The sequence below is a fragment of the Sphingomonas bacterium genome (assembly GCF_903644055.1).
GTDB lineage: Bacteria > Pseudomonadota > Alphaproteobacteria > Sphingomonadales > Sphingomonadaceae > Sphingomonas_I.
This window is the reverse complement of record NZ_CAHJXD010000210.1, coordinates 1-12558: the sequence shown is the minus strand read 5'-3', so window position 1 is coordinate 12558 and position 12558 is coordinate 1. Positions and strand designations below refer to the sequence as shown.

Genomic DNA, 12558 nt, shown 5'->3' with positions numbered 1-12558 from the left:
CAGGGGTCCACCGCGCTCCCGGGCCCAAGCTTACAAGATGTGTGGACGGTGGATGCCGGAACAGGCCCGGCATGACGGAAGAGTTGAGGCGATGTCCGTCCAAATCGTTGAATGTCGATCGGCTCCAACACGATCCTCCCCTGCCAGGGGAGGATCGTGAGTCATGCCCGAACTCGCTCGAATTGACGCTGAGCTCCCGGTCGATCGACCGTCGAACCTGATTCCGATCGATCAAAACACTATGCCAAACATATGCAAAAAGGGATGCAGCGGTCTCGATAACTAACGCGGCGCGTGCCTAATGCGTCGTCCTTGCCCGCCCGCAATTCGCGCGCACGCGGCACGATGAGGACGACGATGACATTCAAGATAGCCGCAGTGGCAACGGCCGTTTGCCTGGCGACGACGGCGGCATCCGCCGCTGCCGCCAACGATGCGGGACAAGATGCGCCGCAAGCTACGGGAGCCGCGCCGGCCGCCGCCGCGTCTGCGCCTGCCCCGATCTGCACCGATCGTCCGACCAAGGCCAATTCCGCGTGCAGCGTACCCGCGGGCGATGTGCAGATCGAGACCGACGTGGTGAACTGGACGCGCCTGACGCAAAGCGGCGCGCGCACCGATACGATCCTCTACACCAACCCCACGTTCAAATATGGGCTCGGCACGCATACCGACGTCGAGGTCAACATCGCGCCTTATGCAACCGTGCACACGCGCGCCGACGGCGTCACGACCAGGCTCGGCGGCGTGGGCGACCTCTACGTCCGCCTGAAGCAACGGCTCACTTCGGACGCTTCCAAGACGCAGGTGTCGCTGATCCCCTTCGTCAAGGCGCCGACCGCGAAGCTCGGCATCGGCAACAAGCGCTGGGAAGGGGGGATCGCCTTGCCGGCGAACATTCCCGTGCCGGGCGGTTTCACGCTGACGTTCGGGCCGGAGATCGACCTGCTGGCCGACAGCGACGGTTCCGGCCGCCACGCCAACCTCGTCAGCCTCATCAACATCTCCCATCCCGTCGGCAAGAAGGTTACGGTCTACGCCGAATTCTGGAACAGCCAGAACCTCGATCCGGCGGGCACGCTGCGCCAATATTCGGCCGACGTGGCGGTGACCTATCTGCTGACGAACACGCTGCAACTCGACGTGGGCGCAAACTTCGGCCTGAACCGCATCACGCCCGACGCGCAGGCCTATGTCGGCATCTCCACGCGCTTCTGATCCTTCGAGGGAAGACCCATGCAAGACATATTGTGGATCGCCATCACGGTCGGGCTGATTGCGCTGACGCTCGCCTATTTCCGCCTGTGCGAAAAAGCCTGAGGACCCCCCGATGACCATCGATCTGTGGCTCGGCGGCCTGACCGCCGTCGGCCTGCTGGCCTATCTCGTCGCGGTGCTCATCCACCCCGAGCGGTTCTGAGCGGAGAAGATAGATGACCTTTCAAGGCTGGCTCCTCATCCTGGTCTTCACCGCGCTGCTCGTGGCGATCACCAAGCCGTTCGGCATGGGCCTGTTCGCGATCCTGGAAGGGCGCCGCACCTGGCTCCATCCCGTGCTCGGTCCGGTCGAGCGCGGCTTCTACGCGCTGTCGGGGATCGATCCGAACGCCGAGCAGAGCTGGAGCCGCTTCGGCATCCACATGCTGCTGTTCAACGCGGCGGGCCTGTTCCTGACCTATGCGATCCTGCGGCTGCAATTTTACCTGCCGCTCAATCCGCTGGGGTTCGCGGGGCTCGCGCCGCATCTCGCCTGGAACACCGCGGTCAGCTTCGCCACCAACACCAACTGGCAGAGCTACAGCGGCGAGACGACGATGTCGCAGTTCAGCCAGATGGTCGGGCTGACGATCCACAACTTCACCTCGGCGGCGACTGGTATCGCGCTGGCGTTCGCGTTCATCCGCGGCTTCGCGCGGCGGGAAGCGTCGGGGCTCGGCAATTTTTGGGCGGACGTCACGCGGGTGACGCTGTATCTGCTGCTGCCGGCCTGCCTGGTCTACGCGGTCGTCCTGCTCGCGGCGGGAGTGCCGCAGACCTTCACCGGATCGGTCGTCGCGACGACGCTGGAAGGCGCCAAGCAGACGATCGTGCTGGGGCCGGTGGCGAGCCAGGAAGCGATCAAGATGGTCGGCACCAACGGCGGCGGCATCTTCAACGGCAATTCGGCGCATCCGTTCGAAAATCCGAGCGCACTCGTCAACCTGCTCCAGATGCTCTCGATCTTCTCGATCGGCGCGGGGCTGACCTGGTGCTTCGGCAAGGCGGTCGGCAACACCCGGCAGGGCTGGGCGATCTTCAGCGCGATGCTGGCGCTGTTTTTGGCGGGCACCGCCATCACCTACGCCGCAGAGAGCGCGGGCAACCCGATCCATCATGCGCTCGGCATCGCCGGGGGCAACATGGAGGGCAAGGAGGTGCGCTTCGGCATCGCCGCGTCCAGCCTGTTCGCGGTGGTGACGACCGACGCCTCGTGCGGTGCGGTCAACGCGATGCACGACAGCTTCACGGCGCTCGGCGGGATGATCCCGCTGTTCAACATCCAGCTCGGCGAGATCATCTTCGGCGGCGTCGGAGCGGGGCTTTACGGCATGCTGCTGTTCGTCATTCTCGCGGTGTTCGTCGCGGGGCTGATGGTCGGGCGCACGCCCGAATATGTCGGCAAGAAGATCGACGGGCGCGAGGTCAAGCTCGCGGTGCTGGCGATCGCGGTGCTGCCGCTCATCATCCTCGGTTTCACTGGGTTGGCGGCGGTGTCGAAGGACGGGCTGGCGGGGCTCGCCAACCAGGGGCCGCACGGCTTCTCGGAGATGCTCTATGCCTTCACCTCGGCGGTCGGCAACAACGGCTCGGCCTTCGCGGGGCTGACCGCGAGCACGCCTTTCTATGACGGGCTGCTCGGCGTCGCGATGTGGCTGGGGCGCTTCTTCGTCATCGTGCCGATGCTCGCCATCGCGGGCAGCCTCGCCGCCAAGCGGATCGTCCCCGCCTCGGCCGGTTCGTTCCCGACGACGGGGCCGCTCTGGGTGGCGCTGCTGATCGGCGTGATCCTCATCCTCGGCGGCCTGACCTTCCTGCCGTCGCTAGCACTTGGACCCATCGCCGATCACATCGCGATGATCCACGGCCAGACCTTCTAAGGAGCGCCAATCATGGCTCGCGCCGCTACACGTTCGGTGTTCACCCCGGAGCTGCTCGGCCCGGCCATCGCCGACTCGTTCCGCAAACTCGATCCCCGCACGCTCGCCCGCAATCCCGTGATGTTCGTGACGGCGGTGGTAGCACTGCTCGTCACCGTCATGCTGGTGGCGGGGATCGGCGGCGGCTCGATCGCCTTCAAGGCGCAGCTCGTCTTCTGGCTGTGGCTGACGGTGCTGTTCGGCAACTTCGCCGAGGCGCTGGCCGAGGGGCGGGGCAAGGCGCAGGCCGCGTCGCTCCGCGCGACCAAGGGCGAGCTGACCGGCAAGCGCATCATCGGATCGGGCACCGAGACCGTGGCCGCCACCGCGCTGAAGGTCGGCGATGTCGTGCTGGTCGAGAATGGCGATCTGATCCCGGCCGACGGCGAGGTGATCGAGGGCGTCGCTTCGGTCAACGAGGCGGCGATCACCGGCGAGAGCGCGCCGGTGATCCGCGAGGGCGGCGGCGATCGCTCGGCGGTCACCGCCGGCACGCGCGTCGTTTCCGACTGGCTCAAGGTGCGCGTCACCGCCGGCCCCGGCCAGGGCTTCCTCGACCGGATGATCGCATTGGTCGAGGGTGCGGAACGGCAGAAGACGCCCAACGAGATCGCGCTGACGATCCTGCTCGTGGGCCTCACGATCATCTTCCTGATCGCGGTCGGCACGATCCCGATGTTCGCGACCTATGCCGGCGGCATCGTGCCGGTGGTGATCCTGTCGGCTTTGCTCATCACGCTGATCCCGACGACGATCGCCGCCTTGCTGTCGGCGATCGGCATCGCGGGAATGGACCGGCTGGTGCGCTTCAACGTGCTCGCCAAATCGGGCCGCGCGGTCGAGGCGGCGGGCGACATCGACGTGCTGCTGCTCGACAAGACGGGAACGATCACGATCGGCGACCGGCAGGCGAGCGAATTCCGCAGCGTCGGCGGGGTTTCCGCAGGCGAGATGGCGGAGGCCGCCCTGCTCGCCAGCCTGGCCGACGAAACCCCGGAGGGGCGCTCGATCGTCATGCTGGCGCGCGAGCGTTTTCATGTCGCGACCACGAGCCTGCCCGATGGCGCGGAGGTGATCCCCTTCACCGCGCAGACGCGGATTTCGGGCGTGCGGGTCGGCGGATCGCTGATCCAGAAGGGCGCGGTAGATTCGATCCTCAAGGCCAACCCCGGCCTCGGCGAGACCGCCGCCGCCACCGAATTGCGCCGCATCACTGACGAGATCGCACGCGGCGGCGGCACGCCGCTGGCGGTCGCGCAGGACGGGCGGCTGCTCGGCGCGATCTTCCTCAAGGATATCGTCAAGGCCGGCATCCGCGAACGCTTCGGCGAACTGCGCGCGATGGGCATCCGCACGGTGATGATCACCGGCGACAACCCGCTGACCGCCGCGGCGATCGCCGCCGAGGCCGGGGTCGACGATTTCCTCGCGCAGGCGACGCCCGAGGACAAGCTCGCCTATATCCGCAAGGAGCAGGTGGGCGGCCGGCTGGTGGCGATGTGCGGCGACGGCACCAACGATGCGCCGGCACTGGCGCAGGCCGATGTCGGCGTGGCGATGAACACGGGCACGCAGGCGGCGCGCGAGGCGGGCAACATGGTCGACCTCGACAGCGACCCGACCAAGCTGATCGAGATCGTGGGGCTCGGCAAGCAATTGCTGATGACGCGCGGCGCGCTGACGACCTTCTCGATCGCCAACGACGTGGCGAAATATTTCGCGATCCTGCCGGCGATGTTCGTCGTGCTGTATCCGGGGCTCGCGATCCTCAACGTCATGCGCCTCGCGACGCCGACGAGCGCGATCCTCTCGGCGATCATCTTCAACGCGGTGATCATCCCGCTGCTGGTGCCGCTGGCGCTCAAGGGGGTCAAATACCGTCCCGTCGGGGCCGGGCCGCTGCTGGCGCGCAACCTCGGCATATACGGGCTGGGCGGGCTGGTCGCGCCGTTCGTGGGCATAAAGCTGATAGACATCGCTGTATCCGGCATCGGACTGGCGTAAGGAGCAGATCATGGGTTCGGATTTCTTCTCGGGGCTGCGGCCGGCGTTGGTGCTCACCCTGCTGCTCGGGGTGCTAACCTGCGCGGTCTATCCGCTGGTGGTGATGGGGATCGGCAAGCTCGCCTTCGCGCATCAGGCGGAGGGCAGCCTGATCGTCGACAAGGGCGTCGTCACCGGCTCGGAACTGATCGGGCAATCGTTCGCGAGCGATCGCTACTTCAACTCGCGGCCGTCGGCGGCGGGCAAGGGCTATGACGCCGGCGCCTCGTCCGGCTCGAACCTCGGGCCGACGTCCAAGGCTTTGGTCGATCGGATCAAGGGCGACATCGAGCTTCGCCGGTCGCAGGGCGTGACCGGGCCGATGCCCGCCGATCTGGTGACGGCTTCGGCATCGGGGCTCGATCCCGATCTCTCCCCCGCCGCGGCGCTGGCCCAGGTTCCGCGCGTGGCGGGCGCGCGCAAATTGTCCCAGGATGCCGTCCGCGCCCTGGTGGAGCAGCATAGCCAGCATCCCCTGCTCGGCTTCATCGGGGAGGATCGCGTCAACCTCCTCGCGCTGAACCGGCAGCTCGACCGGCTTGCGGGCGGCGCGATGGCGCATTGAGCGCCGCCCCAGACCGACCCGCCCCCGAAGCCTTCCTGCGTCAGGCGGCGCAGGAAGGCCGGGGCAAGCTCAAGATCTTTCTGGGGGCGGCGCCCGGCGTCGGCAAGACGTTCGAGATGCTGTCCGAAGGGGCGGCGCGACGCGCGGCGGGCATCGACGTCGTGGTCGGCGTCGTCGAGACGCACGGGCGCCGCGAAACCGAGGCGCTGACGCTCAACCAGGAGATCATTCCCCGGAGCGAAGTGACCTATCAGGGCCGGACGCTGCTGGAGATGGACCTCGATGCGATCCTCGACCGGCGGCCGCAGCTCGCGCTGGTCGACGAGCTCGCGCACACCAACGCACCGGGAAGCCGGCACCCCAAGCGCTGGCAGGACGTTGAGGAGCTGCTCGGCGCGGGGATCGACGTCTATTCGACGGTCAACGTCCAGCATATCGAAAGCCTCAATGACGTCGTCGCCTCGTTCACGCATATCCGCGTGCGCGAGACCGTGCCCGACCGCGTCCTCGAGATGGCGGAGATCGAGGTCGTCGACATCCCGCCCGACGAGCTGATCGAGCGGCTGAAAGAGGGCAAGGTCTATCTGCCGCAGGAAGCGACGCGCGCGCTCAACCATTTCTTCTCGAAATCCAACCTCTCGGCGCTGCGCGAACTCGCGCTCCGCCGCGCCGCGCAGGCGGTGGACGCGCAGATGCTGGAGCATCTCCGCGCCAACGCGCTCGGCGGGACCTGGGCCGGGAGCGAGCGGATCGTCGTCGCGGTGAGCGAACTGCCCGGCGCCGAGGGGCTGGTGCGCGCCGCCAAGCGCATCGCCGACGCGCAGCACGCGCCGTGGACCGCCGTCCATGTCGAAACGCCGCGCAGCCGCCAGCTCGGGCCCGAGGACCATCGCCGGATCGCCGCAGTGCTCAACCTCGCGACTCAGCTCGGCGCGGGCGTGATGAGCGTCCCCGCGACGACGGTCGTCGAAGGGTTGCAGACCTATCTCGCCGAGGCGCGGGCGACGCAGATAGTCGTCGGCAAGTCCGCGCGGTCGCGGCTGTTCGAGCTGCGCCACGGATCGGTGGTCGATCGCCTCGTGCGGGGGACGCCGGGGGTCGCGGTCCATGTCATGCCGCTGGATGCGGCGGCGCGGCCGAGGCCATCGAAGATCCGGCTGCGCGGCGCCTGGGGCACGCGCTCGGGCTATCTGTGGACGGCGGCGATGGTCGCCGCGGTCACCGCCGCCGGCAGCGGACTGTTCCACATCCTCAATCTCGGCAACGTGGCATTGCTATACCTGCTGCCGGTGATGGCGGCGGCGAGCCTGTTCGGCCTCCGGACGGGACTGTTCGCGGGGCTCGCCTCCAGCCTGGCCTACAACTTCTTCTTCCTGCCGCCGACGCACACGTTCACCGTCAACAATCCCGAAAACGTCGTGTCGATCATCATCCTGCTGGGCGTCGCCGTCGTGACCAGCCAGCTCACCGCGCGGGTGCGCGCGCAGGCCGATCTCGCGGCGTCGAGCGCGCGGTCCAACGCGGCGCTCGCGGGGTTCCTGCGCCAGCTCACCTCGCTCGGCGACCGCATCGAGGTGAGCCGCGCGATCTGCACCGAGATCAGCCGATTGTTCGAGCTGCGCGTCGTCATTCTCGAGAAGGAGGAGGCCGGGCTGGCGGTGCAGGCCGCCAGCGCGCCCGATACGCGGCTGGAGACGATGGAGCTGGCCGCGGCGCAATGGGTTCAGGATACCGGCCAGCCTGCGGGCCGGGGCTCGGGCACCCTGGCCGCCTCCGACTGGCTGTTCCAGCCGCTCAAGGCGGGCGAGCGCACGCTGGCGGTGCTCGGCGTCGCGCGCGACGACGGCGGCGATCCGATCCGATCGGACCAGCTCCCGCTGCTGTCGAGCCTGCTCGACCAGGCGGCGCTCGCGCTCGAGCGCCTGCGCCTGGAGGCGGAGATGCGCGATGTCGACGCGGTGCGCGAGCGCGACCGGCTGCGCGCGGCGCTGCTGTCGTCGGTCAGCCACGACCTGCGGACACCGCTGACCTCGGTCCTCGCGGGCGCCGCCGAGCTGCGGCGCGAGATCGCGCATCCGCTCCTCGTGATGATCGAGAGCGAGGCGCTGCGGCTCAACCGCTTCGTCTCCAACCTGCTCGACATGGCGCGCGTCGAGGCGGGCGCGATGCGGCTGCGGATCGAGCCGGTGGACCTGACCGACGCGGTCGCCGGCGCGGTGGCGGACACGCGCCGATCGCTGGAAGGCCATGCGATCCATCTCGACGTGCTGCCGAACCTGCCCTTGGTCTCGGTCGATCCGCAGCTCTTCCATCACTGCCTGCTCAACCTGCTCGACAATGCCGGGCGCTATGCCGATCCCGGCACGCCGATCACCGTCCGCGCGGAGCGCAGCTATGGCGAGCTGACGCTCGCCGTGCTTGACGAAGGGCCGGGCCTGCCGCCCGGCCGCGAGGCCGAGGTGTTCGAAACCTTCCGCCGCCTGGAAGGATCGGACCGCAGCGCGGGCGGCACCGGCCTCGGGCTCGCGATCGTCAAGGGCTTCGCCGAGGCGATGGGGATGGCGGTGGTCGCGGCGGGAAGGCGCGACAAGCAGGGCGCCTGCTTCACCTTGCGCTTCCCGGAGAATTTGCTGGTGTCGCATTCCGAGGAGGTCGGCGAATGAGCGGGCAGAGAATCCTGGTCGTCGACGACGAGCTGCACATCCGCAGGCTGCTGCACGGCACGCTGACCCGCGCTTCCTACGAGGTGATCGAGGCGAAGACCGGGCGGGAGGCGCTCGAACTCGCGGCCAGCGCGCGGCCCGACGCGATCCTGCTCGATCTCGGCCTGCCGGACCGCGACGGGCTGGAGCTGGTGACGCTCCTGCTGCGCCAGGCGAAGGTGCCGCTGCTGGTGGTGTCGGCGCGCGAATCGACCGACGACAAGGTCGCCGCGCTCGATCTCGGCGCCGACGATTATGTGACCAAGCCTTTCGACGGCGAGGAGCTGCTCGCCCGTCTCCGCGCGGCGCTGCGCCACAAGGTGAGCGCGCAGGGGAGCGAGCCGGTGGTGCGTGCCGGCAACCTGCGGATCGATCTGCCCAATCGCACCATCTCGAAGGGCGATGTCGAGGTCCATCTCACGCGCAAGGAATATGACGTGCTGGCGCAGCTCGCGATGGCGCCGGGGCGCGTGGTGACGCATGCCCGCATCCTCAAGCAGGTGTGGCCGCTCGAACATGACCGGCGGATCGAATATCTCAGGATCGTCGTCCGCAACCTGCGGCAGAAGCTCGAGCCCGATCCGGCGCGCCCCAGGATCCTGATCAACGAGCTCGGCATCGGCTATCGGCTGATGGCGGACCCATGATCCTGGATCGGTGCCGTTGACGTCGTTACCCCGGCCTTGAGCCGGGGTCCCGCTGCTTGGCCGCCGCTGAAGAAGAAGCGGGACCCCGGCTCAAGGCCGGGGTGACGTCCAGCTTGAGCAGGACAGCCTCCAAGACGCTATGCAAAGACTATGGCAATCGACGCCCGTCGCTCTCGAAAGCCTATGCCGCGGCCGATAGATGGACGGCCGCAATCACGGGATGCGGCATGTTCGACGTTCGCAAGCGATGGGTAAGGGATAGGCTCCTGAGAGGGGCGGGCGTCGCCGCGCTGGCCTGCGGCTGGCTGGCGCTGCGCTGGCTGTTCCATGTCGCCGGGCTCCGCCCGCACCAGGATCCTTCGGCCTTCGAATTCGCCGCGGCGGCGCTGGGCTTCATCTGCCTGAGCGCCGGCGCGCTGCTCGCGACGCTGGGCGAGCATATCTTCGACCGGGTCGAAACCTCCGAACGGTGGGCGCGGCGCCCCTATGCGGGTTCGGAAGAGGATCGCGGGCTTAGAGGCTGTCCTGTTCAAGCTGAACCGTCACCCCGGCTCAAGGCCGGGGTGACGACAGTTCAACCTCAACGGGACAGACTCCAGGCGCCCCTTTTACGAGAAAGCCACTGACGTGACCGAGACCGAGTTGCATTTCGTCATCCCCACCTACCGCCTCCGCGACGTCGGCGAGACGGTGGAAGCCTATGACGCCAACTTCGAACGCAGCGGGCAGACCGCGCCGATCTTCGTGTTCGACGATTCCTCGGTCGCCAACCACGACAAATATTTCGCCTCGCTGGAGGCGACGCGCACGCGCAACGAACTCTGGTACGTCGGCCCCGCGGAGAAGGAGCAGTTCGTCTCGTACATCTGCCGGCGGCTTCGCGACCGCAAGCTCGACGTGCTCGTCCGCAACCTCTTCCGCCCCAGCTACGGCGGCAACCGCAACTTCACGCTGATGTACACGCTCGGCGACCTCATGGTCAGCGCCGACGACGATATGCGGCCCTACGCGCTGATCGAGGACAGCCCCGAGACGCTCGTCGAGCATGAGATCAGCCGGGGCAAGCTGATCCCGCGCGGCGCCAACGGGCATACGCGCAAATCCTACGACATCCTGCAATCCTTCCGCGACATATTGGGACGCAGCGTCGCCGAGGCGCCGGCCAATTACGCGCACGGCGAATTGCTCCGCGACAACGCGATGGATCTGGAATCGAACAATTCGCTCGGCCTGGCGCGCGACAATTCGCTGTTCCTGGAGGACGGGCGCATCGCCCGCGGCGCGATCATCAAGATGGCGCAGACCTTCCGCACCGGGACCAACGACATCGACGCGGTCGATTATGTCGACATGTTCCTCGACGATCACGAGGAGCTGGACGCCGAGGCGCTCAACGAGACCTATGTGCTCGTGAACTTCCGCCCGTGCATCACCAACAAGAATTGGCGGATGGATTGCGGCGTGGCGGGCTACGACAATCGCACCGGGCTGCCGCCCTTCTTCCCGACGCGGCTGCGGTTCGAGGATTATATCTATCGGCTGTGGATCCAGCAGCCGAACATCGTCGCCGCGCATGTCGATTCCGCGCAGACCCACATCAAGAACAATTATATGCGCAATCCGCTGGCGTCCGAAGTATTCAACGAGGCGATCTGCGGGCTGCTGAAGCGCAAGTTCCGCGAGAGCCTGCGCAAGACCGACGAGTTCAGCATCGCCTTCGAGTATGACGGCGCGGTCAGCCTCCAGGATACCGAGGAGATGCTCGATTCGGCCCGCCAACTGCACGCCCGCGTGCTCGCCGCGGTGGCCGGGGCGCGGACGATCGAGCGCAAGGAGGCGCTGAGCCATTTCGCCGTCAACCTCTCGCGCACCTTCTACGATTTCGAGCCGGACTTCTTCCAGCAGAACGTCAGCCGGCTGGTCGACGACGAGGTCGGGCTGATCCGATCGGCGGTGGAAATCTGGCCGACCTTGCTCGAAATCGTCTATTTCAAGAAGCATTGCCGCCAGCTCCCGATGCGCCGGGTCCGCAACCGGGAACGGACGATGGCGCGCGCGGCAAAGGCGGCGGCATGACGCCTGTGCCGTCGAAATGCCTGGCATCCTGAGCGGCCCGCGATGTCCAGCACCGCGATACTGATCCTCTTCGTGGCGACTTTGCTCGTCGCCGCGCGCCTGTGCCTGCGCGGAGAGCGACGGCCGCCGATTCCGCCGGACAGCGAGGTTACCACCGACCCTCGCGATCGCGCGCGACCTTCCGGGGAAGGGAACCGGCGCCGCGATTGACGCGCCGCGCCGAAAAGCGCGAAACCCAACGCGAATCCCTTGATCTCCGGCCCCCCGGAGGATAGCGCCCGCCAGCGCGAGACCGCCCTTCGCACCGCTTTCGCGTGGACGCATCTTGCGCGGCGGGGGAAGACTGCGGTGAGCGAAACGGCGATCCGGAGCGAACGACCCCGCGCCTTCACGCGCATCCTGCGGCTGACGCGGCCGAACCGGGCGGACGCGATCGCCTTCGCGCTGCTGGCGGGGCTGGCAGCGCTCGTCTTCCGGGGTGCCGAAGGCGTCGCGGAGCCGCTCGCGCGGCTGCGCGTCGAGCCGGTGACGCTCGATCCGGTCTATCTGCCCTATTACGCGCTGCGCACGGTGATCCGGATGTTCGCGGCGCTGTTCGCCTCATTGCTGTTCACGCTGGTGGTCGCGACGCTCGCGGCGCGCAGCCGGCGCGCGGGACAGATCATCGTCCCCGCGCTCGATATCCTCCAGTCGGTGCCGATCCTGGGGTTCCTGACCTTCACGGTCACCTTCTTCATGGGGCTGTTTCCGGGGAGGATCGTCGGCGTCGAATGCGCGGCGGTGTTCGCGATCTTCACCAGCCAGGCGTGGAACATGGCGTTCAGCTTCTACCAGTCGCTGCGCTCGGTTCCGTCGGACCTCGACGAGGTGACGCGCGGATTCGCGTTGTCGCCGCTGCGGCGCTTCCTGCGGCTCGATCTGCCGTTCGCGACGCCGTCGCTGGTGTGGAACGCGATGATGTCGATGTCGGGTGGCTGGTTCTTCGTCGTGGCGTCCGAGGCGATCACCGTCGGCAACACGACGGTGACGCTGCCCGGCATCGGATCGTGGCTGGCGCTGGCCATCGCGCGCAAGGATTTCGGCGCGATCGGGCTCGCGGTGCTGGCGATGGGAATCGTCATCTTGGTCTACGACCAGCTCTTCTTCCGCCCGATCGTCGCCTGGGCGGACCGTTTCCGCTTCGAACAGACCGCGAGTGCCGAGCGGCCGCGCTCCTGGGCCTATGACCTGTTCCGCCGCACCCGGCTGCTGCCCGCGCTGTTCGCGCCGGTCACGGGGTTCGGCCGGCTGCTGCTGGCGTTCGACCGGGGATCGGGCCGGCCGCGCGCGACGCACGATCGGCCGCGCGG

The 12558-nt window shown here is 67.7% G+C and carries 10 protein-coding genes; all 10 read left to right on the top strand.

Annotated features, from left to right (window positions below; translation table 11 throughout):
* The first annotated feature begins 378 nt into the window (after nt 1-378).
* Nucleotides 379-1218, top strand: a complete 840-nt coding sequence (locus tag HUU94_RS09305; RefSeq protein ID WP_254602103.1) for a transporter — start codon at nt 379-381, stop codon at nt 1216-1218.
* Nucleotides 1219-1330: 112 nt separating this feature from the next.
* Nucleotides 1331-1420: a K(+)-transporting ATPase subunit F gene (gene kdpF, locus HUU94_RS09300; protein WP_174274806.1), complete on the top strand. Its 90-nt coding sequence runs from the start codon at nt 1331-1333 to the stop codon at nt 1418-1420.
* Between the two features lie 13 nt (nt 1421-1433).
* Entirely contained in the window at nt 1434-3137 is a 1704-nt protein-coding gene (kdpA, locus tag HUU94_RS09295) for a potassium-transporting ATPase subunit KdpA (protein ID WP_174274805.1), read from the top strand.
* A gap of 12 nt (nt 3138-3149) precedes the next feature.
* Complete coding sequence (gene kdpB / locus HUU94_RS09290) at nt 3150-5180, top strand: potassium-transporting ATPase subunit KdpB (protein ID WP_174274804.1); 2031 nt, start codon at nt 3150-3152, stop codon at nt 5178-5180.
* 10 nt (nt 5181-5190) lie between these two features.
* Complete coding sequence (gene kdpC, locus HUU94_RS09285; RefSeq protein WP_174274803.1) at nt 5191-5784, top strand: potassium-transporting ATPase subunit KdpC; 594 nt, start codon at nt 5191-5193, stop codon at nt 5782-5784.
* The gene (locus HUU94_RS09280) at nt 5781-8447 is read left to right on the top strand and encodes a sensor histidine kinase (protein ID WP_174274802.1); all 2667 of its coding nucleotides are present in this window, start codon (nt 5781-5783) and stop codon (nt 8445-8447) included. The genes kdpC and HUU94_RS09280 overlap by 4 nt, the downstream gene beginning before the upstream one ends.
* Nucleotides 8444-9133, top strand: a complete 690-nt coding sequence (locus HUU94_RS09275) for a response regulator (protein ID WP_174274801.1) — start codon at nt 8444-8446, stop codon at nt 9131-9133. The genes HUU94_RS09280 and HUU94_RS09275 overlap by 4 nt, the downstream gene beginning before the upstream one ends.
* Before the next feature lie 227 nt (nt 9134-9360).
* Nucleotides 9361-9759 (top strand): hypothetical protein, encoded by a 399-nt coding sequence (locus HUU94_RS09270; RefSeq protein ID WP_174274800.1) that lies wholly within the window; start codon nt 9361-9363, stop codon nt 9757-9759.
* 1 nt (nt 9760) lies between these two features.
* Nucleotides 9761-11209 carry a hypothetical protein gene (locus HUU94_RS09265; protein ID WP_174274799.1) on the top strand — a complete coding sequence of 483 codons (1449 nt, stop codon included), beginning with the start codon at nt 9761-9763 and terminating at the stop codon, nt 11207-11209.
* Nucleotides 11210-11557: 348 nt separating this feature from the next.
* Nucleotides 11558-12558 (top strand): ABC transporter permease subunit (locus HUU94_RS09260; RefSeq protein WP_254602101.1); only part of this gene is annotated, 1001 nt, incomplete at its 3' end.

Coding starts and splice junctions, on each gene's coding strand:
- kdpC (WP_174274803.1), top strand. CDS start 5,191: ATGGGTTCGGATTTCTTCTCGGGGCTGCGGCCGGCGTTGGTGCTCACC.
- HUU94_RS09270 (WP_174274800.1), top strand. CDS start 9,361: ATGTTCGACGTTCGCAAGCGATGGGTAAGGGATAGGCTCCTGAGAGGG.
- HUU94_RS09275 (WP_174274801.1), top strand. CDS start 8,444: ATGAGCGGGCAGAGAATCCTGGTCGTCGACGACGAGCTGCACATCCGC.
- kdpF (WP_174274806.1), top strand. CDS start 1,331: ATGACCATCGATCTGTGGCTCGGCGGCCTGACCGCCGTCGGCCTGCTG.
- kdpA (WP_174274805.1), top strand. CDS start 1,434: ATGACCTTTCAAGGCTGGCTCCTCATCCTGGTCTTCACCGCGCTGCTC.
- kdpB (WP_174274804.1), top strand. CDS start 3,150: ATGGCTCGCGCCGCTACACGTTCGGTGTTCACCCCGGAGCTGCTCGGC.